27 protein-coding genes are annotated in these 25,378 nt (G+C 55.1%); 7 read left to right on the top strand and 20 right to left on the bottom strand.

Annotated elements, in window-relative coordinates; translation table 11 throughout:
* Nucleotides 1–202 precede the first annotated feature (202 nt).
* The 4 genes from ACL2XJ_RS25225 to ACL2XJ_RS25210 all read left to right on the top strand — a co-directional run bounded on the left by ACL2XJ_RS25225 (nt 203) and on the right by ACL2XJ_RS25210 (nt 3,878).
* On the top strand, nt 203–1,144 hold the full coding sequence (locus tag ACL2XJ_RS25225) for a siderophore ABC transporter substrate-binding protein (protein WP_413726969.1): 942 nt from the start codon (nt 203–205) through the stop codon (nt 1,142–1,144).
* Between the two features lie 22 nt (nt 1,145–1,166).
* The gene (locus tag ACL2XJ_RS25220; protein WP_132921109.1) at nt 1,167–2,129 is read left to right on the top strand and encodes an ABC transporter permease; all 963 of its coding nucleotides are present in this window, start codon (nt 1,167–1,169) and stop codon (nt 2,127–2,129) included.
* Nucleotides 2,130–2,226: 97 nt separating this feature from the next.
* Nucleotides 2,227–3,123 carry an iron chelate uptake ABC transporter family permease subunit gene (locus ACL2XJ_RS25215; protein WP_413726968.1) on the top strand — a complete coding sequence of 299 codons (897 nt, stop codon included), beginning with the start codon at nt 2,227–2,229 and terminating at the stop codon, nt 3,121–3,123.
* A complete protein-coding gene (locus ACL2XJ_RS25210) occupies nt 3,120–3,878 on the top strand; it encodes an ABC transporter ATP-binding protein (protein WP_413724923.1) in 759 nt (252 codons plus the stop codon). The genes ACL2XJ_RS25215 and ACL2XJ_RS25210 overlap by 4 nt, the downstream gene beginning before the upstream one ends.
* A 38-nt stretch (nt 3,879–3,916) precedes the next feature.
* Here ACL2XJ_RS25210 and ACL2XJ_RS25205 read toward each other — a convergent pair whose 3' ends face one another.
* On the bottom strand, nt 3,917–5,215 hold the full coding sequence (locus tag ACL2XJ_RS25205) for an MFS transporter (protein WP_413724922.1): 1,299 nt from the start codon (nt 5,213–5,215) through the stop codon (nt 3,917–3,919).
* Nucleotides 5,216–5,327: 112 nt separating this feature from the next.
* Complete coding sequence (locus ACL2XJ_RS25200; protein ID WP_413724921.1) at nt 5,328–6,524, bottom strand: L-talarate/galactarate dehydratase; 1,197 nt, start codon at nt 6,522–6,524, stop codon at nt 5,328–5,330.
* Nucleotides 6,525–6,954: 430 nt separating this feature from the next.
* Between ACL2XJ_RS25200 and ACL2XJ_RS25195 the strand changes: the two genes are divergently transcribed.
* Nucleotides 6,955–7,977 carry a LacI family DNA-binding transcriptional regulator gene (locus ACL2XJ_RS25195; protein ID WP_413726967.1) on the top strand — a complete coding sequence of 341 codons (1,023 nt, stop codon included), beginning with the start codon at nt 6,955–6,957 and terminating at the stop codon, nt 7,975–7,977.
* A 43-nt stretch (nt 7,978–8,020) separates the two neighbouring features.
* On the opposite strand, the gene ACL2XJ_RS25190 is transcribed toward ACL2XJ_RS25195, so the two are convergent.
* From ACL2XJ_RS25190 to ACL2XJ_RS25160, 7 genes are all read right to left on the bottom strand, one after another.
* Nucleotides 8,021–9,565, bottom strand: coding sequence for an amidohydrolase family protein (locus ACL2XJ_RS25190; RefSeq protein WP_413724920.1), 1,545 nt, complete (start codon nt 9,563–9,565; stop codon nt 8,021–8,023).
* Between the two features lie 25 nt (nt 9,566–9,590).
* The gene (locus tag ACL2XJ_RS25185) at nt 9,591–10,472 is read right to left on the bottom strand and encodes a carbon-nitrogen hydrolase family protein (protein ID WP_413724919.1); all 882 of its coding nucleotides are present in this window, start codon (nt 10,470–10,472) and stop codon (nt 9,591–9,593) included.
* Entirely contained in the window at nt 10,472–11,278 is an 807-nt protein-coding gene (locus tag ACL2XJ_RS25180; protein WP_203523257.1) for an ABC transporter ATP-binding protein, read from the bottom strand. Before ACL2XJ_RS25180 ends, ACL2XJ_RS25185 begins: the two co-directional genes overlap by 1 nt.
* Nucleotides 11,275–12,195 (bottom strand): ABC transporter permease, encoded by a 921-nt coding sequence (locus ACL2XJ_RS25175; RefSeq protein ID WP_413724918.1) that lies wholly within the window; start codon nt 12,193–12,195, stop codon nt 11,275–11,277. The genes ACL2XJ_RS25180 and ACL2XJ_RS25175 overlap by 4 nt, the downstream gene beginning before the upstream one ends.
* Nucleotides 12,192–13,241: an ABC transporter substrate-binding protein gene (locus ACL2XJ_RS25170; protein ID WP_413724917.1), complete on the bottom strand. Its 1,050-nt coding sequence runs from the start codon at nt 13,239–13,241 to the stop codon at nt 12,192–12,194. Before ACL2XJ_RS25170 ends, ACL2XJ_RS25175 begins: the two co-directional genes overlap by 4 nt.
* 107 nt (nt 13,242–13,348) lie before the next feature.
* Nucleotides 13,349–14,236 (bottom strand): ABC transporter substrate-binding protein, encoded by an 888-nt coding sequence (locus ACL2XJ_RS25165; protein ID WP_132921007.1) that lies wholly within the window; start codon nt 14,234–14,236, stop codon nt 13,349–13,351.
* A gap of 336 nt (nt 14,237–14,572) precedes the next feature.
* Nucleotides 14,573–15,304 (bottom strand): GntR family transcriptional regulator, encoded by a 732-nt coding sequence (locus ACL2XJ_RS25160; RefSeq protein ID WP_413724916.1) that lies wholly within the window; start codon nt 15,302–15,304, stop codon nt 14,573–14,575.
* Nucleotides 15,305–15,418: 114 nt separating this feature from the next.
* On the opposite strand from ACL2XJ_RS25160, the gene ACL2XJ_RS25155 reads away from it, so the two are divergent.
* Entirely contained in the window at nt 15,419–15,703 is a 285-nt protein-coding gene (locus tag ACL2XJ_RS25155; protein WP_132921008.1) for a hypothetical protein, read from the top strand.
* Nucleotides 15,704–15,873: 170 nt separating this feature from the next.
* Here ACL2XJ_RS25155 and ACL2XJ_RS25150 read toward each other — a convergent pair whose 3' ends face one another.
* The 3 genes from ACL2XJ_RS25150 to ACL2XJ_RS25140 are packed head-to-tail and all read right to left on the bottom strand — an operon-like array spanning nt 15,874 to nt 17,895.
* A complete protein-coding gene (locus tag ACL2XJ_RS25150; RefSeq protein ID WP_203523251.1) occupies nt 15,874–17,133 on the bottom strand; it encodes a PTS ascorbate transporter subunit IIC in 1,260 nt (419 codons plus the stop codon).
* 32 nt (nt 17,134–17,165) lie between these two features.
* The gene (locus ACL2XJ_RS25145) at nt 17,166–17,432 is read right to left on the bottom strand and encodes a PTS sugar transporter subunit IIB (protein WP_132921010.1); all 267 of its coding nucleotides are present in this window, start codon (nt 17,430–17,432) and stop codon (nt 17,166–17,168) included.
* Between the two features lie 19 nt (nt 17,433–17,451).
* Nucleotides 17,452–17,895 (bottom strand): PTS sugar transporter subunit IIA, encoded by a 444-nt coding sequence (locus tag ACL2XJ_RS25140; RefSeq protein ID WP_132921011.1) that lies wholly within the window; start codon nt 17,893–17,895, stop codon nt 17,452–17,454.
* Between the two features lie 320 nt (nt 17,896–18,215).
* On the opposite strand from ACL2XJ_RS25140, the gene ACL2XJ_RS25135 reads away from it, so the two are divergent.
* Nucleotides 18,216–19,235 carry a LacI family DNA-binding transcriptional regulator gene (locus ACL2XJ_RS25135; protein ID WP_413724915.1) on the top strand — a complete coding sequence of 340 codons (1,020 nt, stop codon included), beginning with the start codon at nt 18,216–18,218 and terminating at the stop codon, nt 19,233–19,235.
* 100 nt (nt 19,236–19,335) lie between these two features.
* On the opposite strand, the gene ACL2XJ_RS25130 is transcribed toward ACL2XJ_RS25135, so the two are convergent.
* The 8 genes from ACL2XJ_RS25130 to ACL2XJ_RS25095 are packed head-to-tail and all read right to left on the bottom strand — an operon-like array spanning nt 19,336 to nt 25,318.
* Nucleotides 19,336–20,292, bottom strand: coding sequence for a LysR family transcriptional regulator (locus tag ACL2XJ_RS25130; RefSeq protein WP_132921012.1), 957 nt, complete (start codon nt 20,290–20,292; stop codon nt 19,336–19,338).
* 41 nt (nt 20,293–20,333) lie between these two features.
* Nucleotides 20,334–21,059 carry a cysteine hydrolase family protein gene (locus ACL2XJ_RS25125; protein ID WP_413724914.1) on the bottom strand — a complete coding sequence of 242 codons (726 nt, stop codon included), beginning with the start codon at nt 21,057–21,059 and terminating at the stop codon, nt 20,334–20,336.
* On the bottom strand, nt 21,056–21,442 hold the full coding sequence (locus ACL2XJ_RS25120; RefSeq protein WP_413724913.1) for a nitrile hydratase accessory protein: 387 nt from the start codon (nt 21,440–21,442) through the stop codon (nt 21,056–21,058). The genes ACL2XJ_RS25125 and ACL2XJ_RS25120 overlap by 4 nt, the downstream gene beginning before the upstream one ends.
* Nucleotides 21,439–22,056 (bottom strand): nitrile hydratase subunit alpha, encoded by a 618-nt coding sequence (nthA, locus tag ACL2XJ_RS25115; protein WP_413724912.1) that lies wholly within the window; start codon nt 22,054–22,056, stop codon nt 21,439–21,441. Before nthA ends, ACL2XJ_RS25120 begins: the two co-directional genes overlap by 4 nt.
* Nucleotides 22,057–22,067: 11 nt before the next feature.
* Entirely contained in the window at nt 22,068–22,748 is a 681-nt protein-coding gene (gene nthB, locus ACL2XJ_RS25110; protein WP_413724911.1) for a nitrile hydratase subunit beta, read from the bottom strand.
* 22 nt (nt 22,749–22,770) lie between these two features.
* Nucleotides 22,771–23,526, bottom strand: coding sequence for an ABC transporter ATP-binding protein (locus ACL2XJ_RS25105; RefSeq protein WP_132921017.1), 756 nt, complete (start codon nt 23,524–23,526; stop codon nt 22,771–22,773).
* A gap of 2 nt (nt 23,527–23,528) precedes the next feature.
* Nucleotides 23,529–24,326 (bottom strand): ABC transporter permease, encoded by a 798-nt coding sequence (locus tag ACL2XJ_RS25100; RefSeq protein ID WP_413724910.1) that lies wholly within the window; start codon nt 24,324–24,326, stop codon nt 23,529–23,531.
* Nucleotides 24,323–25,318, bottom strand: a complete 996-nt coding sequence (locus ACL2XJ_RS25095; RefSeq protein WP_413724909.1) for an ABC transporter substrate-binding protein — start codon at nt 25,316–25,318, stop codon at nt 24,323–24,325. The genes ACL2XJ_RS25100 and ACL2XJ_RS25095 overlap by 4 nt, the downstream gene beginning before the upstream one ends.
* Nucleotides 25,319–25,378 lie beyond the last annotated feature (60 nt).

Genomic DNA, 25,378 nt, shown 5'->3' with positions numbered 1-25,378 from the left:
CTCAGCGCGGGAATAATGGCCGTCCCGCGCAGCTTTGGACACAAATCGTCAAGCGAATCGGCGTTATGAACAAAATAGTGAAGCAAGACTCTTTAAATGGAAAAAATATGGGATTACACTCATTTTAATAAGAATGAGAATTATTCAATGTTAAAATTATGTTTATAACATGATGCATGAAAGGGATATCAAGGAGTCTATGATGCGCTTGAGTTTGGCTTTAAAAATAACGCTATTGGCGTCAATGCTGGCGCTGGCGGGGGGCTATGAGCAGGCCGTTGCCGCCGGACAGGCTGCAACGCTGTCCATTGAACATGCGCAGGGCACGACAAAAGTCCCGCTGCGGCCGAAAAAAGTTATCGTGTTAAACCCCCAGACGCTGGATACCATGGATGCGCTCGGGATTGCGGTGGCAGGCGTGCCGCAGACCAGCACACATCTGCCGCCCTTTCTGGCCAAATACAGCGGCGGCGGCTATTTGAATGCCGGCACGCTGTTTGAACCGGATTACGAGGCGCTTAGCAACGCCAACCCCGATCTGATCATTGCCGGCGGCCGCGCCCATGATGCCTACGATAAACTGAGCGCTATTGCGCCCACTATTGCATTGGATGTGGACGATCAGCACTTCCTGGCCAGTTTTACCCAACGTACCGAGCAGTTGGCCGCTATTTTCGGCAAAGAAGCGCAAGCTAAAACGCAGTTGGACGCCTTCAGGCAGCAGATAGCCCTGATCAAGGGAAAAACGGCCAATGCGGGCAGCGCCCTGGTGCTGATGGTCAGCGGCGGGAAAATATCGGCTTATGGCCCGGGGTCCCGTTTCGGCTTCATTTTTGATGAACTGGGATTCAAACCGGCCACGGTATTCTCCGAGACGGGCAAGCACGGCAACATCGTCACCTCTGAATTTGTGCTCAGCATCAATCCCGACTGGCTGTTCGTACTGGATCGCGACAGCGCCATCGGCCGCCCGGCCGGGGAGTCGGCGCAACAGGTGCTTGATAATCCCCTGATCGCCAAAACCACTGCCTGGCAAAAGCGGCAGGTGGTCTATCTGGACTCGGCGTCCCTGTATATCGCCGGCGGCCTGCAAAGTTATACTCAGTTGATGAGTACCGTGAACCAGGCGTTGGACAGGAAATGAACATCTTTACCGCTATAGAAGCATGAAACCGCTTCCCCTGGCATTGAGCCTTATGGCGCTGCTGTGCCTGGTGGCCGCCAGCCTGTTTACAGGAGCAGGGGCGGTCGGCCCGCTGGCGGTATGGTCCGACCCCATCATGCAAGACATTTTCTTCATCAGCCGCGTCCCGCGCACGCTGGCCCTGCTGCTGGCCGGCAGCGCCATGAGCGTGGCCGGCCTTATCATGCAGTTGCTGACCCAAAACCGTTTCGTTGAGCCCTCCATGGCCGGCACGACGCAATCGGCCAGCCTGGGCCTGCTGATCATGATGGTGCTTATGCCGTCGGCGTCGATCATGATGAAAATGGCGGTGGCGAGCCTGTTCGCCCTGGGGGGAACCTGGCTGTTCATGAAGCTTTTGACGCGGGTGGTGCTGAAATCGGCGCTGGTGGTTCCCCTGGTGGGTATTATGTTTGGGGCGGTGATCAGCGCCATGACCACATTCGCCGCCCTGCATTTCGATCTGATGCAGTCGCTGGGCAACTGGGAAAGCGGGGATTTTTCCGGTGTGCTGGCAGGCCGTTATGAGCTGCTGTGGCTGGTTGGCGGGCTGACGCTGCTGGCCTGCTGGGTCGCCGACAGGTTTACGGTTGCCGGGATGGGACGCGCATTCGCCGTCAACGTCGGGCTGGACTACCGGCGCGTTATGCTGATGGGACTGGCGATTATCGCCCTGGTCAGCGGCGTGGTGGTGGTAGTGGTGGGAGCGCTGCCGTTCCTGGGATTGATTGTTCCCAATCTTGTCCGCATGCTGATGGGGGATAATATGCGCAAGACCGTCCCGTGGGTATGCCTGCTCGGGGGCGGCCTGGTACTGTTTTGCGACATGATCGGGCGGATTATCCGCTACCCTTTTGAAATTCCGGTCAGCGTGATCCTGGGTGTTATCGGCGCCGTGGTTTTTCTTATGTTACTGCTCAGCCAAAAACGCCATGTCAGAGAATAAAGCCAGGCCGGCGCTATCGCCGGTCATCATCTCCCTTAATCGAAAAGTATCGCCGAAACAGCGGTTATTACTGCTGGGGGGCCTGTCGCTGGCGGTCATGGCGCTGTTCATGACGGTAAATCTGGGCGGCAATCTGCACTATATCCTGGTGCATCGCGCCCTGATCCTGGCCACCATGCTGCTGGTGGCCTTTGCCGCCGGCGTCTCAACCCTGTTATTCCAGACGGTCACCCATAATCGAGTCCTGACGCCGTCGATTATGGGTTTTGAGGCGCTGTTCGTTCTGCTGCAGACCGCCATGATTTTTTTTATCGATGCACCAGGCATCATTTTGCTCGGTGTCGCCGGGAAATTCCTTTGCGAATCGCTGCTGCTGGTGCTGTTTTCCGCGTTGTTGTATCGCTGGCTGTTTATCGGGCGGGGCAATGACCTGCATCTGTTGCTGCTGGTGGGGATTATCTGCGGCACCCTGTTTCGCAGTTTTGCCACTCTGTTGCAGCGGCTGCTCACCCCCGGCGAGTTTGCCATCCTGCAGGGGCGGATGTTCGCCACCTTTACCCGTGCGCCGCCGGAGCTGCTGGGGGTATCGGCGGCAGTGGTATTGGCGGCGGCGCCTATCATTTGGCGCATGCGTTTTCGCTTTGATGTTTTGGCGCTGGGGCGTGATACCGCCGTTAGCCTGGGCATTGATTACCGGCACAACGTGACCGTGATCCTGCTGCTGGTGTCGGTGCTGGTGGCCATTTCCACCGCGCTGGTGGGCCCTCTGACCTTCCTGGGGTTTATGGTGGCGAACCTGGCTTATCTCATCGGCGGATCCCATCAGCACCGTTTTCTGCTGCCCACCGCCTTCCTGCTCGGCATCATTTCCCTGGTGGGCGGCCAATTGATTCTGGAACACCTGCTGAAAATGTCCGGTGCGTTGTCGGTGGTCATTGAGTTCCTCGGCGGTTCCCTGTTCCTGTATTTGCTATTGAAAAAGGCCACCCTGTGATTGAAATCAGGAATGTCAGCAAACGCTATAGCGATGTCGCCGTACTGAAAGGGATTACGGCGACCATTGCCGAGGGCGGGATCACCTCGATAATCGGTCCCAACGGCGCGGGCAAGTCAAGCCTGCTTTCGGTCATCAGCCGCCTGCTGCCGGCGGATGGCGGACAGGTAAGGGTCAATGGCCTGGATGTGGCCACCACGCCGGGGGATAAGCTGGCGACATACCTGTCGGTATTGCGGCAGGAGAATCAGTTTACCAGCCGTTTAACCGTGGCGGATCTGGTGGGGTTCGGCCGTTATCCCTACACCAAGGGACGGCTGAATGAGGACGATCGCGGACGCATCGCCGCGGCGATGGACTTCCTGAACCTGACCGATTTGCAGCATCGCTATCTGGATGAGCTCTCCGGCGGGCAGCGCCAGCGGACCTATGTGGCGATGGTGCTGTGCCAGGATACGAAATATGTCCTGCTGGACGAACCGCTTAATAACCTGGACATGAAACACGCGGTGGCGATGATGAAGCAGCTCCGCCGCGCGGCGGATGAGCTGGGTAAAACCATCGTCCTGGTGATCCATGATATCAATTTCGCCTCGGTTTATTCGGATGACATCATCGCCATGAAGGAAGGCCGGGTGATTTATCAGGGGACGCCGGCGCACATCATGACGCCGGCGATCCTGGAGGACATTTTTGATACGCCGGTAGCCATTGAATGGCTGAATAATCAGCATATCGCCGTGTATTACCGCTGACGACCGCCTAGCATCCGCGCGCGGATGCCCAAGAGAGACTAAATGTGCTGCCTCTCTATTTTACCGACAATCAGCAGATAGGAGAGCAGGCCCAGCAGCCCCATGGAGCCTACATAAAGAATCGCCATATCAAAGGATTTGGTCCAAGACAAAATAAACCCGATGATCAGCGGTGTTACGATGCCCGCCAGATTGCCGCACATGTTAAATACGCCGCCGGCGATGCCGAGCACCTCTTTCGGCGATGTGTCGCTCAACACGCACCAGCCGAGGTTACCAAATCCTTTTGCGAAGAAAGCGATACTCATGGCGCCCACGACGAGAATATCTGACTGCGTATAATTTGCCGTGATAATGGCGCATGACAATAGCATGCCGCAGATTATAGGGGCTTTCCTTGCCACCGTAAGGCTGTAGCCTTTCGTGAGCAGGTAATCGGAAAAAACGCCGCCGATAATGCCGCCGATAAAACCGGCGACGGCGGGAATAGAGGCTATCATCCCCACTTTCAGTATCGACATGCCTTTTGCTTGATAAAGATAAGTAGGAAACCAGGTCAGAAAGAACCAGGTAATGGAGGTCAAACAAAATTGGCCGATGTATACGCCGATCATCATTCTGTTGATGCAGACTTTTTTTATCTGTTCAAGCGTCACGGTTCCTTTTTGCGTATTAATACCTAATTCCGGCTCGCCGCCGCCGTCCCTGATATAGTCAATCTCGGCCTGATTGACGTTTTTGTGGCGCAAGGGATCTCGGACATACGTCAACCATAATCCGCCCAGTATGATGCCAATTAAGCCTATATAATAAAAAACGTGATGCCAGTTGCCTATGTTTAATATAAAGGTCATCAATGGCGTTATAAGCGCTAACGATATATATTGTGCCGCCTGGTAAATCGCCGTGACGAAGCCACGCTCATTATTGGGAAACCATTGAACGCTCAGGCGGCTATTGGCGGGGAAAGCCGGCGCTTCAATCGCCCCCATGAGTAATCTTAAAATGATTAGAGCCATCAGCGGCGCGGAAAATAAATATATCGTCCCTTGCAGCATGGTGACCAGGGACCAGCCTATTAAGGCGTAGCCATAAACCAGCCTTGAGCCGAATCTATCTAATAACCAGCCGCCGGGTATTTGCATTATTACGTATGAAATGCCGAATACTGAAAACGCCACACCCATCATTTCGGGAGAGAAATTAAATTCTTTACTCATAAAAGGCGCGACGACAGAAAGCGTTGCCCGATCGGAATAATTAAATACGGTGGCGGCAAACAGGAAAAACAGCGTTATATATCTTATGTTGGTTTTCTTTACCAGTTTTTCTTTCATGTAGGGCCTCTGACATAATGTTAAGTCTAGAAGGTTATTTTTTTATTTTTTAATAAAAATGCCCTAAAAACCGATGTATTAAAAAACACATCGGCATTTGAAATGCAGTAAATTAAGGACGCTTACCGAATTCGGCCTGTTGCACCGTCCATGCCAAGGCCTGTTCGCTTAAGGTAAATCCAAGGCCATGGCGGTCGGAAATCAGCATGCGGCCGTCGCGTAGCTCCAACTGCTCATTGAACAACGGGTTCAGCCACTCGAAATGCTCAAGCCAGGGCTCGATGGGATATGCCGCCGCAAGATGCAAATGGATCTCCATGGCGAAATGCGGCGCCAGTTTGCGGCCGTTTATGGCGGCCAAGTCCATGATTTTCAGGAATGGCGAGATGCCGCCTACGCGCGGGGCGTCGGGTTGAACGAAATCACTGGCATTCCCCAGGATCAGCTGTTCATGTTCGCGGAAGCTGGTAAGCATTTCTCCGGTGGCGATGGGGGTATCAAGGGCGGTGGTTAACGCGGCGTGGCCCTCAACGTCATAGGCATCCAGCGGCTCTTCAATCCACACCAGATTGAAGGCCTCCATCTTCCGTCCGATACGCATGGCGGTTTCCCGATCCCATTGTTGATTCGCATCCACCATTAGCGGGAAATCATCCCCCAGCTCTTGACGCACCGCGGTTAACCGCTTCAGATCCTCGGCGGTATCCGGCTGCCCGACTTTGATTTTAATGCCGCCGATGCCGCTTTCCCTGGATATGGCCACATTCTTTATCACCTGATCCAGCGGCGTGTGCAGGAAGCCGCCGGAGGTGTTATAGCACCGGACCGAGTCCCGATGGGCGCCCAATAATTTCGCCAGCGGCAATCCGGCCCGCTTGGCCTTCATATCCCAAAGGGCAATGTCAAAAGGCGAAATGGCCTGCACCGCCATTCCGCTGCGGCCCACCGAGGCGCCGGCCCACAAAAGCTTGGTGTAGATCTTATCGATATCGTTAGGGTCTTCACCCAGCAGGTTATCGGCGATTTCCTTAGCATGGGCATAGATGCCCTGGCCTCCGGCGCGTTTGGAATAACTAAAGCCAATGCCCTCGAAACCGTCGCGGGTGAGAAGCTGGGCAAAAATAATCGCCACTTCGGTGAGGGGTTTTTGCCGACCGGTCAGTACCTTGGCATCGCTGACGGGGGTTGCCAGGGGCAAAAACGCCAACGAAATTTTGACCCATACGATGCGATCCCCGCTTTCAGCGGCGGTACGCACATGCGATACCTTGGCGTAGGATACCGCATCAGAGTTAGCACTGGCTGTCATATTCATTTCTCCTCATAGGGGGGACTTATTCAATTTATCAGTAAATGATTGCGCTAACATTTTTAGCGCGAACCGCAGAAATACAGTATATTTTCCGGGTTTATGTGCGGGGCTGATCACAAAATATTTCTGGATAATCGGCGGGTAAATCACCCGATATTACACCGTCATGGGCATAAACAATTAATTCATATGGTAAATGATTGCGCAATCATTATAACAATGCGCGGCTCCGGCCGATACCGGTGCCAAGGACGCCGGAAACGCGGGTAATTGAGACGATGGCCATCGCTTTCGCGGCCGGGGCGGTGGTGACCTTTTCTTCACGGCGGGGGCTAAGAAGGCAAGTCTATGTTATTGGGTTATGCACTGTTTTTACGGTACTCTATCCGCGGTAACACTGTTTAAGCGTCGCTCAAGGACCGGTATGATGGCTAAAAATACGCAGAAAAACGCGGGGAAAGCGAAGTCTCCCACCCTTGAAGATGTCGCGCTCAGGGCCGGCCTGTCTCCCATGACGGTGAGCCGGGCGTTAAATAATCCTCATCTTGTGCGCGCCCTTACGCTGGAAAAGGTCAGGGAGGCGATTGCCGCCACAGGCTATATCCCAAACCTGCTGGCGGGGGGACTGGCGTCAAGGCGCAGTAAGCTGATTGCCGTGGTAGTGCCGCAAATCAATAATAATATGTTTGTGGATACCGTTCAGGCCTTAAGCGATCGGTTGGCGGAACGCGGCTATCATATGCTGTTATGCGTAAGCGGCTATACGGAAGAACGGGAGGCCGACATCGTCTCGGCGATCCTTTCGCGGCGCCCGGAAGGCGTGGTATTAACCGGAATACAGCATTCGCCGAGGTTAAAACGCATTCTTTTATCTTCCGAGCTGCCGGTGGTGGAAATATGGGATTTAACCCCCACTCCCCTGGATATGCTGGTGGGCTTCTCCCATGAAAGGGTAGGCAATAAAATAGCCCGGTATATGTGTGAAAAAGGCTATAAAAACATCGGCCTCATTTGGACCGAGGACAAACGGGCGGCGGTGCGTAAAAAAGGGGTGCTCGACGTATTGCACGAAAACAAGCTGGACGCTATCCCGTCAGTATCCGTTCCGCTGCCGGCCGCTCTGTCGAAGGGCCGGAGCGGATTGCGCCAGCTGCTTGAATCCGGGCATGAGATTGATGCCGTCATCTGCAGCTCCGATACGCTCGCCCAGGGCGCCATCATCGAGGCGAACCATCGGGGGCTAAAAGTGCCTAGGGATATAGCCGTCATGGGTTTTGGCGACCTGGATTTTTCCCAGCATCATAGTCCTTCCATTTCAACGGTGAAAATCGATCGCTGGCGTGTCGGCATAGATGCCGCGACTATGCTGGCGGATAAAATCGAGGGAAAAGAGTCCATTGACGCGGTGAGAGATATCGGTTTTGAACTGATTGAACGGGAATCTACCTGATTCCCGCCGTCATGGGCCGCAGTGCTTCCGGGGCGCTATCCCATCAACGCCGGGACGACGGCGCGTAGAAGGGTTCGCGCGGCGTTTCCTGCGCCAGGTAATCGCGGTAAAAGTCTTTCACGTGCGCGAAGACCGCTTTGCCCAGCTCAAGGCGCGCCTGCTCGTCGGCGGTGCGTGGCGCGGCCAGTTTTTGCGCGATTTCATTGAGCACCTCCGTGCGATCCACCCGGGTGAATTGACCCTGATGGCAGATTTCTTCCCCCGCAATAAATACGCTCTCGATATCCTTGCCGCGCGCACGGTGGACCAGCACATCCAGCAGGGGGATATCGTCATCCTGATAGGGCCAGGTAATACTTTTCCAGTCAAACAGCACCGCATCCGCCAGTCTACCCGGCTCCAGACGGCCAATGCGCCCGGCGAAGGGCGTGGTTTTGGCGCCGCCTTCCGTTGCCATGTGCACGATTTCGCCGCAGGATGGCACTTCATCGTCGTCCATGCCGGGTACGCGGTGTACGCGTAACGCCAGACGCATCTCCTGCAGCATATCGCGATCATCGTTGATGCCGGCTTCATCCAGCCCCAATCCCACGGTCAGCCCATGTCGGCGAAAGGCGTTCAGCGGCGCCACGCCGCTGCGCAGGCGCAGATTGGAGCTGCAGTTATGGCACACGCAGGTGCCGGTCGCCGCCGCCAGCTCGATATCCGCTTCATTTAGCCAGACGCCATGTCCGAGGGTCAGCGACGGCCCCAGCAAACCCAGCTTATGCAAATGCGCCAGTGCCGTGCCGCCGGTACGCCTGCGCGCATATTCACGCTGGTAGGCGGTCTCGACCAGATGCATATGCATCGGCACGCCGGCATTATCCGCTTCCGCTTTAATGGCCTGTAATGCCTCATCGCCGCACCAGTGCAGGTTGGCGGGCGCCAGCTGGATCCGGGTGAGCGGCTGTCCATGATTATCTGCCGCCAGCATACGGAACAGCTTAAGATGATCGTCCAGCGGCAGCCGCTGCTTTTTCAGATGGGCGGCCAACTGCGGGCGGATTTCAGCCGGCACGCGGGCCACGAACTGCTCATCGGCTTCATAGACCAGTAGATTCTGCTCACGCACCGCAAAGCTATAGGAGGCGCGCATGCCAATCTCACGGTAGGCGGCAAGCACCGCGCCGGCCGCCTGGTGTATCGTTTCCAGCGTTCCCGGCCGCCAGCCGTGGATATGCTGTACCGTGGTGATGCCGGATGCGATCATCTCAAAAGCGGAATAGAGCGTATCCAGCCGCAAATCCACCTCGCGCGCGCCCATACGGCTGGCAAACCACAATTCCAGCGCATAATCGGGCGAACCCAGCTGCAACGGGGTTAAACCCACATGATGATGGCTGTTGACAAATCCCGGCATCAAGACGTGCTGCATGGAACCGTAACGCCGGGCCTGCGGATAGGCGGCTGTTAAATCATCGGCCTTGCCGATGTCACGGATGACGCCGTCTTTTTGGTAAAGCGCGGCCTGTTCCACAGCGATCGGGCGACCATCATCGCCGATCCCCTGGATCAGCGTGCCTGCTAATATCAGTGACTCAGTCATAGGGGGATATCCTGTAGCGGTAAAATCAACGCACCCAGCCGTGCGGCACGGGCCCAAATAAATCGCCGCGGCGATCGTCGAAATAGCGTAGCTGCTTGCGAATCTGAACGAGTTGCTGATGCTCCAGCGTAGCGTTCACCACGCCCGGTCCCTGCGTTCGGGAACGGTGCGCCAGGATTGCGCCGTCGGCATTGATCACGCATGACTCGCCGTAATTGTCCGTCGCCATACCGTCCAGCCATTCCTCGCCCACTTTATTGGCGCAAAGGACTATCAGGCCGTTTTCTTTGGCATGGGTACGCAGCTCGCCTAAAAAGAATGCCGCATCATCGCCGCCGCTGCCGGCGACCGGCACGATAACCAGTTCAACGCCCGCCCGTCGCAGCGCGCGCCAGCATTCGGGGAAACGCCGGTCATAACAAATCAGCACCGCGCACCGCCAGCCTTCGATTTCAAATGTTTGCAGTTCGTCGCCTGGGGTGAAATGCGCGGCCTCGTCAAAACCGGGCGGTGGATAATCGTTGACCGGCAAATGCAGTTTCCTGGCCAGGGCGCCGTTGCCCAGCCTTTTCCCCTGGCGGTCAAAGCCGATAACGGCATTGTGATAACAGCCGCTTTGGCTGTGGTGCTCATAGAGCGGCAGCAATATGGCGCACCCGAGCCGTCGGGCCAGCTCCGCGCACCAGCCGCTGCTCTCACCCTGGACGGATTCGGCCCACCGTCGGTATTTTTCCGCCGGCGCGGCGCAGAAATAGGGCGTCAAGGCCAGCTCGGGCAGCGCCACCAGCCGTGCGCCGTCTTTAGCCGCGCGGGTAATGGCCGCCTCCAGCATCTGGCGATTAAACGCCAGGTCCTCGCGGCCCGGCGGCATTTGCAGCGCGGCAACCGGCAGGCAGGGAGATGTCATCAGCCCACCTCCTGTTCGGCAAAGGCGCGATCGACTTCATCACGCAGCAAGTCGATTAGATGATCGCTGAGCTGATGGAACAGGGGGCTTTTGGGATCGCGCGGCCGCGGGAGATCGATAGGGATGATTTCTTTAATGCCGCCGGGACGCGCGGTAAAGACCACCACGCGATCGGCCAGCGCTACGGCTTCATCAATATGGTGAGTGACAAAAATCATTGATACGCCGGTTTGCCGCCAGATACGGATCAGAAAATCCTGCATTTTCGCCCGCGTTTGCACATCCAATGCCGCAAAAGGTTCATCCAGCAGCAGCGCCTCGGGATTTAGCGCCAGCGCCCTGGCCATCGCCACCCGCTGGCGCATGCCGCCGGAAAGCTGATCGGGTCGTTTATCCGCGGCATCGGCAAGGCCGACGTTTTGCAGGATGGACTGCGCCCGTTTCAACCTTTGTTCTTTAGACATGCCCTGCATCTTCAGGCCGAAGGCGACATTTTCCGCTACCGTCAGCCAGGGATAGAGAGACGCGTCCTGAAAGACAAATCCGCGATCGGTGCCCGGTTGGGACACCTCGGCTCCACCGCAGCGGATCGATCCTTCGCTGACCGATTCCAGCCCGGCTATCATATACAGCAGGGTGCTTTTACCGCAGCCGCTGGGACCGAGCAGCACGACAAACTCCCCCCGCGCTACCTGTAAATCGACATTATTCAATGCGACGACGGCAGCGCCTTGCGCATCAACCCAGGTTTTACCCACGCGGCTGCAATCGATCAATGGCGGTTGCGTGCTGGTATTGTTCGTCATTTCCGGCCTCCGGCGTTGTTTTCAGGTATCCAGTAAAGAAGCTTCTTCTGCACATAGCGCAGCAGCAGATCGAAAACGAATCCGGTAATGCCGATGATGGTCATGGTGAAAAATGACAGGCTGGAATTGAAGGTATTGCGCGCCTGCATAACGATTTGTCCCAGTCCGCTGCCTACGCCTGTCGCTTCCGCCACCAGCACAATCATCCATGCGCCGAACAGGTTCATGCGCAACACGAAGAATAACGAAGGCAGGATGGCGGGGATAATGACGTAACGGAAAGTCTGCGCCCGGGATGCCCCCATCACCGCCGCCACGTTGAGGTGCGTTTTGCTCACACTCTCAATCTGGCTGATCGTGGATACCGTCATGACAAAAAACAGTGAAATAAACACCATGAAAATCGCCGGCGGATTGCCGATGCCGAAGATAAAGATGGCCACCGGCAGCCAGGCGATGGGGGAGATGGGCGCCAGCAGGGTGATGGTCGGCAATACCAGCTTGCCGAACAGGCGGAAATAGCAAATGGCCAGGCCGCTTATCAGGCTTAGGACAAAACCCAGGGCCAAGCCCGCCATCACGCGTCCAACCGTGGCGATGATGGTTTTACCCAACGACAACAAGGCGGTGTCGTTGGTGACCTGGCCGATAACATCGGTGGGGATAAAGTATTGCGCCTGCTGGGCAAAATTCGCCAGGAAGATATGCGGCGGCGGTAATAACAGCGGATTCAATCCCCCAAAAGCCCATATCGCTTCCCAAATCCCGGCAAACAGGGCGACGGAAGCCACGCCCCAGCCGAGGCGCGAGAAAAAATCCGCCCAGCCGCGGCGGCGGGTTTTCCTCACCGGAGGATTGACTGCAACCGGTGAAACACCGCTCGCTTTTACCGGCTTTGGCAGGGTATTCACATTCATGCGCTTTTCAGCTCCAGCGAGGCATACAAGTCGGGATTTTCCTTAATCACTTCATTGAGCAATGACCAGTCGAAGATATCCGCTCCCGGCACCTTCTGGATGTAACGCAGCTCTTTGAGGTTATTGGCGCGCTGCAGGATAAAATCCTGGTTCTGCCGTTGGTCGATCATCGCCGGCTGTTTTGTGGCGGCGTCCAGGGTGGCTTCGTAGCTGGTCTTGAAGTATTTGCCCACGGTATCTTTGACCGCCGAGGCGCGGTCGGTCTCTTCCTGGTGCTGGCCGATCATCATGCCCTTGATAAGCGCCTTCACCGCTTCGCGATTCTCTGCCAGCACGGAGGCGCGTACCGCCAGTACGCAATCGCTGTAGTTCTTGCCATAGATATCGACGCCGTCGGAAAGACGTACCGCGCCCGGACGCGCCTGCAGCGCCTGGGTAGCGTAAGGCTCGATATGGCACATGGCGTAGATATTGCCGTTGATAAAGGCCTGAGCCAGCTCCGGCGAGGTACCGAAGTAACGTACCTTGACGTCGGCAAAGCTCATGCCCGCTTTTTTCAGATAGTCGTAAGGCAGCATTTCCAGCGTATCCGCCTGAAAGGTTCCCAGCGTCTTGCCGCGCAGCTTTTCGGCGGAATCGATACCCTGCTGGCTGACTATCACGCAGCCTTGTACCCCTGAGCCGGCGACGATCTTGATCGGCGCGCCTTGAGCGAAAAGCGTAATGAAGTTGGTGTAAGGCACCACGGTTACGTCAACCAGACCGGCGCCGAACAAGGCGGCTATATCGGCATTGGTCGGGGTGGTGACAAAATCCAGAGCGACGTTTTTCGCCAGTCCGCGCTCCTTTACCAGGAAGAAGGGACAATTGCACAAGCCCGTGCCGTGCGTTGCCTTGAAAGTTGTTATATCCGCCGCTTGGGCGGGGGCGCTGATAAGGTACTTGCCCAACGCCAGGCCGCCGGCTGCCAGCGCGCTGTGTTTCAGAAAATGGCGGCGATTGATATCAAAGCCATGAAGCCGCGGTAAAACACGTTTTGTTGACATAATCTTTTTGTCTCCTGGTGTTGATAAAAGTGCGAACGAACCCCTGCCAGCAAGGCATAGCGTCCAGCGGATAGCTGTCGCGGTTTAAGGTTCGGCGAAGCCGCGCGTTAGTGCGTATATTCCGTTTGCGACAGCAGGGCGGATAAGCGGCTGAAATCAAGCACGGCATACGGATTATCCGGCGGTACCAGCCTGCCCATTGCAGCCAGAGCGTCGAACCGGCCGATAATGGTGCCGGCAAGGGAACGGATATCGATTTGCGAAGGCTGTCGTGACAGACCCTGCGTCATCACCGCCAGGGAAACGCCGGGGTAAAATCGCGCCACGCTTGACAAGGCGCCCTGTGGATCGGCCTTTATCGCATTTTCCGCCTGCAGCAGAGCCTTTATCACCGCATCCACCACATCCGGATACTGATGCAAAAAACTCTGGCGCGTGACCAATACGGTATCGGGATAACCGGTTCCCCAGACGTCGGCGGCGTCGCACATTTTTTTGAATCCCAGCAGTTCGAGCTGGCTTATTACCGGCTCGATAAAGGTGCAGGCGTCTATTTCACGCCGCTGCATGGCGGTTATCCCCTGCTGGAGGGTGTCGAAATAGCGGATATCGCTGCGTTGCCAGACCCCCTGGTAATGGTTGATAGCATCGTGCAGCAGCACCTCCATCGGATCCTCGAAGAAGGTGCCGAAGCGTAGGGTGGCGGGCGCCGCGGCCACGCTGTCCGGATGAATCATTACCGCCATGCCGCCGACGCCGCTTCCAGCGATAATGCGCAACGGATCAGCGGCGTTGAAATCCCTCAGCGGCTGGGTAAATCCCGTGGTGCCTATTTGCGCCGCGCCGCTTCTGAGTAATGCAATGGTCGACGCCGTGCCGCTGAGTTTCGGCACCGTTACCGTCAATCCCCGGTCGCGAAAGTAACCGCATGCCTGCGCCACGAATAACGGCAGATTGGAAAGCGCTTCACCATGAGCCAATACCAGTTCAGACATGCAGTGCTCCACAAAAGACTCAAAGATTGTTAACAATTATCTGCGGCGAATTGGCGTCGAGCGAATTGGCGTCGAGATAGTTGCGGCAGAGGATATGGATTAATTTTGACAATAAGATCATGCAAAATTGAAGTCAATAATTATTTAAATTGTTCATCAGTTTTATTTTTGTGATATGCATTTCTTATATTTAGCGTTTTCCGAGCGAAAAGAAATAAAAGTATAAAGTGAAAAAAAAGAGCGCCTAAGGCGCTCTTTCTACAGGGAAAAACCGGTGGATGTAAGGGCTAGGGGGAAATTAAGGCTTCCGGGCCAGATGCCCTAGATATAAGAAATTTAGTTTCCAGTGCCGAGCAGGATCTCTTCCAGATCTTCCTCCTTTTCTTCCGGCTCATCCAGATGCAGCGAATTTTCGATCCCCAGCAGGTGATCCAGCATCAGTTTTTGCGCGCGCATGCTGTCCCGCGCCTCTACAGCATCCACCAGCCGTTCATGTTCATTGTGCTGGCAGGTAACGTCCGTGGGGGTGTCATACAGCAGGATAGTCAAGCACGTCAATAACTGCAGGCCGCGTACCGTTCTTTCAAGAAAACGATTTCCCGCCAGGGAGGCCAGCAGCACATGAAACTCGCCGGACAGGCGCACAATCTTGCGACGATCGCCTGAATGCCTGGCGTTTTCTTCCTGTTTAACGTGCTGGCGCAGCAGCGTGATTTCCTGCGCGGTCACTCGCTTACATATATTTTCCAGCAAGGGAACCTCGACATAGCGCCGGGCCTGGAAAAATTCTTTAGCTTCCGCAATGGTGGGGCTGGCAATAAACGCGCCGCGGTTGGGCAGTATTTCCACCACCCGCTCGAAAGCCATTTGCTGCAGGGCCTCTCTGACCACGGTGCGGGAAACCTTGAAAATGGCCGCCAGCTTTTCTTCCGTAAGTTTGGTCCCCGGCTTAAGGCGGTGTTCCGAGATGGCATTCATCAATTTTTCATAAACCGCGCTGCGATCCCTGGCGCACAGTGTGGCCGCGGCCTGCATATTTTCATCTGTCGGACGTTTTGCTCTGGCCATGTTTAAAAACTAAGCCTCCTAACCGGTAGCGGAAATGAATATCAGTATTAATGACAATCATGACACCAGGATGTATATATCCACAAGGAAAATTGTTTACTATCAAAATAAATTATGTCTATCGTTTGGCGTTGGCGGGAGGCATGCCAGCACGGTTTCGCCGCGCGTATGGACTGGGCCATCAAAGATTTTGCCCATGCCAACCCTAACCCGGTGGTGGTTGTGAATAACCGGCCTGGCAAGGGCACCATCTACCTCCATATTCAGTATACCAACTATACATGGAGTATTAGGCGTGCCTTTAAGCTTTTGAAACAGGTCCGGGACTTTGAGTTACGGTACCGCAAGGCATTGCTGAGCAAAGTGAAAGCCTGTGTATGCTGTTTTCCGCTGGGGTAGTAAAGGTAATTTGAAATCTGATAGTCTTCATGTGACATATCCTGAGCCGGCGCCGACGGCAGAGGATGAATGGATGGACAATCCGTTATCAGGGAATAACGGACTAACCCGGCTACAGGGTAAGCAAGCGGCCGGGTCAATCAATGGGGGATGGTTTAATCAAAAGTTATTTAATGAAATAGCATCATGAATTTGCCCAGCGCAATACCGACGATACCAAAATCAGCATCGCCAAAGGTGGTGGAGGCGGAAAGATTCCCCAGTACCGATAATAATATTGCCGGCAAGAACGAAATGATCAAGCCGTTGGCAAAAGCGCCGATAATCGCTCCCCGCCATCCACCGGTGGAATTACCATACACGCCCGCCGTAGCGCCGGTGAAAAAATGGGGCACCAGGCCCGGGACAATAATGCTTAACCCCAATAGCGGGAAGAAAAACATGCTGATAAGCCCGGCACAAAAGCTGCTTAAAAAACCGATAATCACCGCGTTGGGCGCAAAGGGAAATACCGTCGGGCAATCCAGGGCCGGCTTGGCATCCTTGACTACTTTATCGGCAATGCCTTTAAAGGCCGGCACGATTTCTGCAATGACCATGCGCACCCCGGCCAGAATAATATAAACCCCCGCAGCAAAGGTAATCGCCTGGATAATGGCGAAAATAATGTAGTTCTGTCCACCGCTGACTTCGGATTCGGTAAAGTTTTTACCGGCTACCAAAACCAGGATGATAAACAGGATCGTCATTGTCAACGCGATGGCGATGGACGAGTCATGCAGGAATTTGAGATATTTCGGTACATTGAATTCTTCGGTCGATCGGCTATTTTTGCCGACAATTTTGCCCACTAGAGCGGCACATAAATAACCCGTCGAACCAAAGTGGCCTAGGGCAAAATCATCACTGCCGGTGATTTTGCGGGTAAACGGCTGCAGCATGGCCGGTGAAATGACCATTAGCGCCCCGAGGATAATGGCGCCAAGAGTGACCAGCACTCCTCCGCTGAGTCCGCCGGTGGTGAGGATTACCGATAACATGGCCGCCATATACAGGGTATGGTGTCCGGTCAGGAAAATATATTTAAGGGGAGTGATCCGAGCCAGGATAATATTCACAAGCATGCCGAATATCATGATCATGGCGGTGGAAGTGCCGAAATTTTTCTGTGCCAGCGCGGCTACCACATCATTATTCGGCACAACGCCCTGGATATTAAAGGAATGGATAAAGAGTTCACTAAAACTGGTCAAGGTGGTGGCAATGACACCTGCGCCAGCGATTAATATCAGGAACCCCATAATTGTTTTTAGCGTACCGGATATCGTATCGGAGAAAGATTTTTTCTGCAGCAGCAATCCGCAAAAAGAGAATAATCCCACCAGTATTGCAGGCGTACCTAATACATCATTAATAATAAATGAGAGCATTGTAAACTCCATGGAGCTACCATGTAGAGGAATTATAAATTATTGGCAAGTATCTCTTTTATTTTATTGTTATCTAAAAGGTTACTCAGACCAAAAACATGACGAACGCCATTATCCAATCCGGAAATGATATCATTGGACCCAATATAAATATCCGCAGATTCGGATTTGGCCGAACTTAAATCCGTATGACTGACTTCCGCTTCCTTACCTAATTCTTTAAGGATTTTTTTGACATTCATTTCCACGATGAAACTACTGCCTAAACCATTACCACATACGATCAGAATCTTTTTCATATATATCCCTTAATAAACATCAGTATTTATCAATCAAAACCTGGATAGCCGCAAGGGTATCCGCGCCAAGGAGTGCCTGGAGATCTTCTTCGTTGCTGAACAGTTCGGCCAACTGGGATATCATGCTCAGATGCTCATCACCGTTTTGGGCGCAGAGCAAAATCACCACATGCACCGGGTCATTTTCCAGGGATCCGAAACTGACGCCCTGGCGAATATGCAGCAGAGATAGCGCCGTGCGGTTAACACCTTCTTCGGGGCGGGCATGGGGCATCGCCAGCCCGGGCGCTAACACATAATAGGGCCCTATTGCCTCATGTGAGGCGAAAATCGCCTGAATGTAGCCAGGGGCAATCGCGCCTTCCGACAGTAATGGACGGGCGGACAATTCAATAGCGCCGCGCCAGTCGACGACCTGTTCCACAATGGCGATCCTTTCGGCGGTTAACCATTTGGCAAGCATCACGAATCCCTATTTGCTGAAGATGCATGGAGTGTAGGCGAAAAAGTAACCCTTATTCTGTGATATAAATCTCAAAAGTTAGCGCTAACAAAGGTGAAGGGGAAAATATTGTTACCGCTAACATTTTGGGGCTGATTTTGTTGTACAGTGAGGGGAAACCTATCAAGGGACGGTGATAGGGACCGATACAAGATTGCCATGGAAAATAACGGGAATGTTGCGATCGCCTGTCAGTCGGGCAGTCCTTGCGCTGTAGTTATGATAAAATCCATTTTTTAAAAAACCGGGCCAATTAACTGCCGAAAAGGAAAGAAAAAAAGGTGAAGCAGCGTCGCAATTCTGGTAAAAGTACCCTGGCTGATGTGGCAAATATGGCGGGTGTCAGCACCATGACCGCCTCGCGTGCGCTACGGGAACCGGAAAAAGTGTCGCCAAAACTCCGGGAAAAGATCGACGCGGCGGTAACCGAACTCGGCTATGTCACCAATCTTGCAGCCAGCACCCTGGCTTCGGCCTCCTCGCGGCTGGTAGCCATGGCGACGCCGGCATTGACCTCGCCTGGCTGCGCCATTATTTCTCAAGCCCTTCAATCGGTGCTCCGGCCTCGTGGTTACGACGTGCTATTGTCGGAGGATAACTACGCCGCCCCCCATGGGTCCAGATTAATTGAAAAGCTGCTGTCCTATAATCCGGCCGCCATGGTGCTATATAATTTCGATAATTCATTGGAAAGCCGCCGGCTATTGCTCACCGCCGGCATCCCGGTGCTGGAAATCGGCGGCGTTACTCCTGCGCCCGTCATGATGAGCGTCGGTGCCAATTACGGCCTGGCCATCAAACAACTGATTAATGCCCTGGCCATCAAGGGATTTAAAAATATCGCTCTGCTGTGTGCCGCCCATGAGCACCACATACATCAGCAAATCCTCAGCGGCTGGCATTCGGCTATGCTGTCGTTAAATCAGTCGCCCCATCGGGTTGTCAGTTCTTCTCTACCGCCCGATTTCAGCACTGGGAAAAATCTTTTGCCGAAGATCCTGCTTGACTGGCCCGAGCTGGATTTACTGATCTGCACCTCTGACGAGGTGGCCTGCGGGGCCATCTCCTCCTGCCATGCGCGGGGAATATCCGTGCCTGCGCAATTGGCCGTTGCGAGCCTTGGCGGGGGCGTCCTTGCCGAAATTTGCTCACCGGCCTTGACCACCGTAGAGCTACCTTACCAGGAGATGGGCATCCTGGCCGGCAAACAAATCTGGTCGGCGCTTCAAGGCAGGAAAGCGGATGATTCCGCTACACTTGCCACGCAGCTGGTCATGCGCGCCAGCACCGCCATGCCCTAGCTCCTTTTACGCATGGAAACGGATGCTGAAAAGGGATGTGAAGTATGGCTTTGTCATCGATATTGCTTCCTTGAAAGCCTGGCTGGAAAGATAAACCCTGCTATCCATCGCCGCTTGCGGCCCGCTCTTCATTGAGCGCCCGGTTTCTTTCCCGCTGGTCCCGAATACTGTATACGCAGCGCAAAAATGCATCCAGCGCGATGGGCAATGGCTGCTTCCTGTCGCGGATGATAAGTTCAAAGTGCGACTGACGGCTGATGCGATCCGGTATCAGGCAGATTAAGTCACCGGTTTCAAGCCAGCGCTGGATATAATGGTTTGGGAAAAAGCCGATGTAATGACCGGTCATTACCAGCATGGCGGAGGCTTCCAGATTAGTCACGCTGGCGGATACTGTGTCATTGAATATTTGCAGAGGGAATTCGTTATCGTCGAAAAAGGTTCGAACCACGCGGGGTATTCGGGGGATCGCTTCGATGATACGTTGCGCGCTATCCATCCGTGTCAGCGGGTGATCCTTGCGGCAAACAAGAATATCGCGCTCATAATACAGCGATTGGTAACAGAGGCCGGGGATACGGCTGGGGAATATTCCTATGGCCACATCCAGGCTATTGTCGAAGACCCTTTTTTCCAGTTCGGGCGGCGAAAGCGTCTCCAGAACCAGATGGAGGGTGTTTTGCGGTAGCGACATCAATTTTTCTATGGCCCGACTGAGCGGGTTTTCCGGATCGGTAATGACATTATCTAAAAAACCGATACGCAATGTGCCGGTCAATCCATCCTTGAGTTCGGTGGTTCTGACCTGAAATTCATGTAAAGACTGAAAAAACTGCAGCGTGTAGCGGTAAAACTCCTCTCCCTTGGCCGTAAGCTGAAAGCCGCCGCGTCCACGCTGACAGAGTATAAATCCCAGCCTGATCTCAAGTTGGGACATTTGCGCGCTGATGGTGGACTGGGAAACGTTAAGCAACGCACGGGCATTCGAAAATCCATTGGCTTCCACGACCATCTTGAAGACCTTAAGCAGTTTCAAATCGATATCGCTGATAATCATTATTCTCACCTGCTCTGCACCGAAGAAAATACCTGGGTGCGTCACTCATGATGACCGCCTTTCGACGGGGTGGGCAGCAAGGTCGGCGGATAAGTCCTTAAGGCGCAGAGGAACCGCAATGAAGTGGAAACGGTGGCCATATACCCCCCTTCAATTTTTAGCAACCTTATCGCCATGGCATGGTTGGAGGGATCCGGTTCGGCGCAGCAATCGCTCAGCACCAGTACGCCATAGCCCCGATCGCTGGCTTCCCGCGCCGTGGATGAAACGCATACGCCGGTGGTGACGCCGGTAAGTATGAGGTTCTGGATCCCGCTTGTCGTTAGGATATGATGGAGATCGGTACCATGAAAGGCGCCGGTTCCCGGTTTATCTATCACGGCTTCCCCGTCCCGCGGCCGCAGTTCCGGCACCAGATCCCAGCCTGGTTCACCGCGGACCAGCAATCGGCCCAATGGGCCGCGCATGCCGATTTCCGCACCCGCCCTGGCGGTTTTAAGCCGTTTGCTCTGCGGCAAATCGGACAGGTCGGGGCGATGTCCCTCGCGGGTATAAATGACCCTGATGCCCACTTGGGTGGCCGCCGCGCGCACCTGGACGATAGTCGGGATAATCGCCCGCGCGGCGGTAATATCATCGCCGCGATGATTCATGTAACCCTGCGGATCGCAAAAATCCCGCTGCATATCAATGATCAGCAGCGCGCTGCGCGCCGGGATCATCTCCCCTGAAATAGGAAAATCATAGGGCTCGCCGGTAATAATCATTTTCCCTCCACGATGAGTAATGGCCGTGGGGGAAAATGGGCCTCCTGATGCAAATGCGCCTGGTGCGTATGTTCGCGGATTTTCCGCTCCTCCTCATCCCGCGACGCCAGGCTTATCTGCGGCGTTCCATCCAGAAGCACGGTTAACGCATCGACCCAGCAGCTATAGTAGCGCTCTTCGTCGGTGATGGACTCGCCCCGGGATTCCGACTCGGCGATCCGTTCGATTAGCGCATGCTGAAACGCCTGCAAACTGAACAGATTTTTCTCCACCGCCGCCAGGGTCAGGCCGAAGGCCCGCGCGGCCCAGGGATTGGGAAAGACAATGGACCGCAACGCCTGCGCATCGTTTAAGGCGTCTTTTAACATTTCCGGCGAATTCATGGTCGTGTTCCTCCGTGCTCCGGCGTGCTCAGCCGGGCGACGCCTATCATGGAATCACGGGTAACCAGCGCCGCGAGGGCCGTTTCATCAAGATGGCCGGTATTCGCCGGCCGCTCCGGCAACACCAGATAGCGGATTTCAGATACGCTATCCCAGACGCGCAGGGTGACCTGCGGCGGCAATGCCAGCCCCATTTCGGCCAGCACCCGGCGTGGTTCTCGGACGATACGCGAGCGGTAGGCGCTGGATTTATACCAGGCGGGGGGCAGGCCGAGGATAGGCCATGGGTAGCATGAACAGAGCGTGCATACCACCACATTGTGGACAGTGGCGCTATTTTCCACGACTTTCAGATACTCGGTTTCCGGCCCGCCGATGCCCAGTTCGGCGCAGGCGGCCAGCCCGTCCCGCAGCAGGCGCTGTTTGAAGCCGCTGTCGACCCAGGCATGGGCCACCACCCGCGCCCCGGTGTGAGGGCCGACGTTTTTTTCGTAATGATGGACGATATCGTCGACACGATTGGGATCAATGATGCCGGCGCCCGCCAGCAGGCTCTCCATCGCTTCGATGCGCACGGCTTGCCAGGGTTTTTCCTGACTGGATTTATCACTCATGACTATTTTCCTTACAGGGATTCAAGATGATCTTCGCTAAGGTCGATGTGATTAAAAACGTCCGCTTCGGCCTGCAAGCCCCACAAGGTCCGGGCCGAAAACCGGACGCTGTACACCGGCTGGACATTCTCTCCCTGATAATGGGCGCGGGTGTCGGGAAATACCCAGGCCTGATCATAGACCTGGACGATAATGCCGGTTTTTCCCCGTACATAATTCGTCACCCGGGTATGGCCGGGGGGATGGATATTACGTACCCGAACCTGTTGTTGTGGAGCGAATCGCGGCGTTACCTGCACTTCTTTGCGCCAGGCGCCCCAACGTACCCGTTCCCCCGGCGCCAGCGGCCAACGGCGGCGGGAATTGTCCAGGGGGCTGTAATGACGTACATCGGCGCGATATTCGGCGATCCGCCGTTCCATTTCCTCCCGGCTGACGATGCCTTTCCTGTCCAGCAGTTGCTCCATGGCAAACAGCCAGCGGCCGTAGTAACCCGCGGCCAGGTAATCCACCGGATTCATCCGCTCTATCTCATGGCGATGCTCGTCAAGGTTCCAGATTTCCAGCGTATCCAGTACCTGGGTGATACAGAATACCCGGCTTTCCCATTCGCTATGGAAAACCGGTTCATCAAATTCGACTTCCACCGTGCCGAATCCATGCAAGCCGCCCATATCATGAATACCGTTCATCGCCGCCTCCCGGTAAATAATGTCAGTAAATAATGGATTCGATGTGCTGTTGCAGCTGGAGAAACGCGTTCGAATACCGATCGCCGAATTCCGCGGCGCCGGTATCCTGCTCAAGCAGGATGGCCGCCGGTTGTCCGCCCATGACGATAATCCGGTGGCCGACGGTGATCGCCTCCTCGATATTATGTGTGACCATCACCATGGACATTCGGGTCTCCCGCCACAGCTGCCCGAGCAGCCCCTGCATCCGCCGGCGCAGGCTGATATCCAGGGCGCTGAAGGGTTCGTCCAGCAGCAGCACCCGGGGATCCGCCACCAGTGCCCGCGCAATCGCAGTTCGCTGCCGCATGCCGCCGGATAACTGATGGGGATAGCGTCCGGCCGACTCGGTCAGACCAACGGTTTCCAGCATGGCGCCAACCCGTTTATCGCGCTGTTGACGGGATAACCCCGGTGCTGAAAAGCGCAGTCCGAAAGCCACATTGCCCTTCACCGTCAGCCAGGGGTAGAGGTTGTTTTCCTGGAAAATCATTACGCTGTGCCTGTTCGGTCCCGTCAGCCGGTCGCCGTCAAAGAAGATGCCGCCCCCGGCGTTGCCGGCGATAAATCCTCCCAGCGCTTTGAGCAGCGTGGTTTTACCGCATCCCGATTTACCCAGAATGCAGGTAATCTCATGAGGGCGGATCGTCAGATCAAGGTGGCTCAGCGGTGTGGCGCCGGGGTACATCACGCTGAAATCAGCGATGCGGAACAGAGGGTTATCAGACGCGCTGTTCATTCCTAGACCCTCCACCACAGCAGATGTTTGCCGATAAAGGCCAGGATGCGATCCACGACAAAGCCGGACAGGCCGATAATCACCATGCCGAACATGATCAGATCGTTATTAAAAAGATTGCGGCCCATCATGATAATAGCGCCCATACCGTCATGCAGGCCGACCATTTCCGCCACCAGCACCGCCATCCAGGCCGCGATAAAATTAGTGCGCAGCAGGGTGAATGCGCCGGGCAGGATGGCGGGCAGCACCACCCATAACCAGCGTTGCCATGGTCCGGCGCCGAGATCGTCGGCGATGATATGGAATTCCTCCGGCAACCGGCGGATCTCGGCCAGCGTGCCGATGGTCAGGATAAAAAAGACGCCCATGAAGACGATAAAGACCGCGGTCAGGTTACCGATGCCGAACAGGGTAATGGCGGTGGGGATCCAGGCAATGGGCGCGATGGGCGACAGTAAATAGATCAAGGGACTGACAACCCAGTTGACGACTTTTGACAGGCTCAGCAGCATGGCGGTTAAAATCGCGACGATAAACGCGATAAATAATCCGCTAAATACCCGGATGAAGGTGGCGAGCACCGACTGGCTCACCGGCGTGGACTGGCTGCCGAGCCCGATACGAAAATCGCTTTGGGCAATCTCGGCGAGGAAATGGCTCGGCGGAGGCAAGACCGCCGCCAGTGATGAATCGCTGTTGCCGGCGCAGAACTCCCAAATAAGCACCAAGCAGGCGACGGAGGCGGTACCGACCATCACGGGCAGGTACCTTTGAACGCCGGTGTCTGACTGGCTCATTTCTTCTCCAGACCGCGGATCATATCCAGACGGAAGATATCCTCGGCGCGCGCGCCGCCTTTGATGTAGCCGAGTTTACCCAGATCGTCCACCACGCTCTGAATCGAGGCCAGATCCGGCGTGAAACTGATGGGAGCAGGAGCGGACTTGAACGCCCGCGTCAGTACGGCGGGGGAGACGCGGAAATAGTGGCCCTTATCCAGATAGCTCACCGCCTGGTCGGGGTTTTTATTGATAATGTCCGCCCCGCAGATAAGCCCGCTCAGAAATTCCCTGACCACGGTTTTTCGCTGGCTAAGGGTTTTATCCAGCACGCTAACCACTGCATTGGGGGAATATAACGACCAGGTTTCGGCATTATTGGTTAACAAGGTGGAGCCTTTATTCACCTCCATATCGGTGGTATAGGGCTTGATATGGCTCAGAATATCCACCTGGCCGCTGCGGTAGGCTTCCACCATCGCCAGCAAATCATTGAAATAGACCAGTTGCACGCTTTTGGGATCGATACCGTTGCGGGCGAATTGCCGGTCAAGGATCAGCTCCAGCGTATCCCCCTGCAGCGTGGCTATCTTCAAGGGATGGCCGGGGTGTTGTTGGATATAGGTTTTTAAATCCGCCATGCTGTGTAAACCCAGCGAGCCTTTAGCCACCACCTCCATGATGCCCCAGCCCCCGGCGGCAGAAATCACCCGGATCGGCACACCGCTGTTGGCGGCAAAAAACGGCAGAGTAAATGGATTGATACTAAAATCGATGGCGCCGCCTGCCAGCGCCGCGTTATTGTCGCCGGGATTGGCAAAAAACACCGTCTCCACGTCCAGCCCTTGGCGGGTAAAGCAGCCGCTTTCCTTGGCGACAAAAAGCGGCGCCATATCCAGCGCCACCAAATGGCCGACTTTGACATGGGTTAATGTCTCCGCCCCTTGAACAGGCATAATAGTTAAGCCTAATAACGTGGCACCGATGATTAATCCGACGTTAGGTTTCATGCTGGCTCCGGTAATTGAGATATTACTCTCCCTATGGCATCAAGCACAGGGAAGAGTATT

The organism is Sodalis sp. RH16 (assembly GCF_047324245.1).
Lineage (GTDB): Bacteria > Pseudomonadota > Gammaproteobacteria > Enterobacterales > Enterobacteriaceae > Acerihabitans > Acerihabitans ligni.
Note: the sequence above shows the minus strand (reverse complement) of the source record. Positions and strands in the feature narration are given on the sequence as shown.

Excerpts from the sequence above, each read along its gene's own strand:
- ACL2XJ_RS25200 (WP_413724921.1), bottom strand. The coding sequence starts at position 6,524 with ATGACAGCCAGTGCTAACTCTGATGCGGTATCCTACGCCAAGGTATCG.
- ACL2XJ_RS25120 (WP_413724913.1), bottom strand. The coding sequence starts at position 21,442 with ATGAATTCGCCGGAAATGTTAAAAGACGCCTTAAACGATGCGCAGGCG.
- ACL2XJ_RS25140 (WP_132921011.1), bottom strand. The coding sequence starts at position 17,895 with ATGCTTGCCAAATGGTTAACCGCCGAAAGGATCGCCATTGTGGAACAG.
- ACL2XJ_RS25095 (WP_413724909.1), bottom strand. The coding sequence starts at position 25,318 with ATGAAACCTAACGTCGGATTAATCATCGGTGCCACGTTATTAGGCTTA.
- ACL2XJ_RS25220 (WP_132921109.1), top strand. The coding sequence starts at position 1,167 with ATGAAACCGCTTCCCCTGGCATTGAGCCTTATGGCGCTGCTGTGCCTG.
- ACL2XJ_RS25205 (WP_413724922.1), bottom strand. The coding sequence starts at position 5,215 with ATGAAAGAAAAACTGGTAAAGAAAACCAACATAAGATATATAACGCTG.
- ACL2XJ_RS25175 (WP_413724918.1), bottom strand. The coding sequence starts at position 12,195 with ATGAATGTGAATACCCTGCCAAAGCCGGTAAAAGCGAGCGGTGTTTCA.
- ACL2XJ_RS25105 (WP_132921017.1), bottom strand. The coding sequence starts at position 23,526 with ATGAACAGCGCGTCTGATAACCCTCTGTTCCGCATCGCTGATTTCAGC.
- ACL2XJ_RS25165 (WP_132921007.1), bottom strand. The coding sequence starts at position 14,236 with ATGTCTGAACTGGTATTGGCTCATGGTGAAGCGCTTTCCAATCTGCCG.
- nthB (WP_413724911.1), bottom strand. The coding sequence starts at position 22,748 with ATGAACGGTATTCATGATATGGGCGGCTTGCATGGATTCGGCACGGTG.
- nthA (WP_413724912.1), bottom strand. The coding sequence starts at position 22,056 with ATGAGTGATAAATCCAGTCAGGAAAAACCCTGGCAAGCCGTGCGCATC.
- ACL2XJ_RS25185 (WP_413724919.1), bottom strand. The coding sequence starts at position 10,472 with ATGACATCTCCCTGCCTGCCGGTTGCCGCGCTGCAAATGCCGCCGGGC.
- ACL2XJ_RS25225 (WP_413726969.1), top strand. The coding sequence starts at position 203 with ATGCGCTTGAGTTTGGCTTTAAAAATAACGCTATTGGCGTCAATGCTG.
- ACL2XJ_RS25170 (WP_413724917.1), bottom strand. The coding sequence starts at position 13,241 with ATGTCAACAAAACGTGTTTTACCGCGGCTTCATGGCTTTGATATCAAT.
- ACL2XJ_RS25160 (WP_413724916.1), bottom strand. The coding sequence starts at position 15,304 with ATGGCCAGAGCAAAACGTCCGACAGATGAAAATATGCAGGCCGCGGCC.
- ACL2XJ_RS25155 (WP_132921008.1), top strand. The coding sequence starts at position 15,419 with ATGTCTATCGTTTGGCGTTGGCGGGAGGCATGCCAGCACGGTTTCGCC.
- ACL2XJ_RS25215 (WP_413726968.1), top strand. The coding sequence starts at position 2,227 with ATGGCGCTGTTCATGACGGTAAATCTGGGCGGCAATCTGCACTATATC.
- ACL2XJ_RS25125 (WP_413724914.1), bottom strand. The coding sequence starts at position 21,059 with ATGATTATTACCGGCGAGCCCTATGATTTTCCTATTTCAGGGGAGATG.
- ACL2XJ_RS25150 (WP_203523251.1), bottom strand. The coding sequence starts at position 17,133 with ATGCTCTCATTTATTATTAATGATGTATTAGGTACGCCTGCAATACTG.
- ACL2XJ_RS25130 (WP_132921012.1), bottom strand. The coding sequence starts at position 20,292 with ATGATTATCAGCGATATCGATTTGAAACTGCTTAAGGTCTTCAAGATG.
- ACL2XJ_RS25190 (WP_413724920.1), bottom strand. The coding sequence starts at position 9,565 with ATGACTGAGTCACTGATATTAGCAGGCACGCTGATCCAGGGGATCGGC.
- ACL2XJ_RS25145 (WP_132921010.1), bottom strand. The coding sequence starts at position 17,432 with ATGAAAAAGATTCTGATCGTATGTGGTAATGGTTTAGGCAGTAGTTTC.
- ACL2XJ_RS25100 (WP_413724910.1), bottom strand. The coding sequence starts at position 24,326 with ATGAGCCAGTCAGACACCGGCGTTCAAAGGTACCTGCCCGTGATGGTC.
- ACL2XJ_RS25180 (WP_203523257.1), bottom strand. The coding sequence starts at position 11,278 with ATGACGAACAATACCAGCACGCAACCGCCATTGATCGATTGCAGCCGC.
- ACL2XJ_RS25195 (WP_413726967.1), top strand. The coding sequence starts at position 6,955 with ATGGCTAAAAATACGCAGAAAAACGCGGGGAAAGCGAAGTCTCCCACC.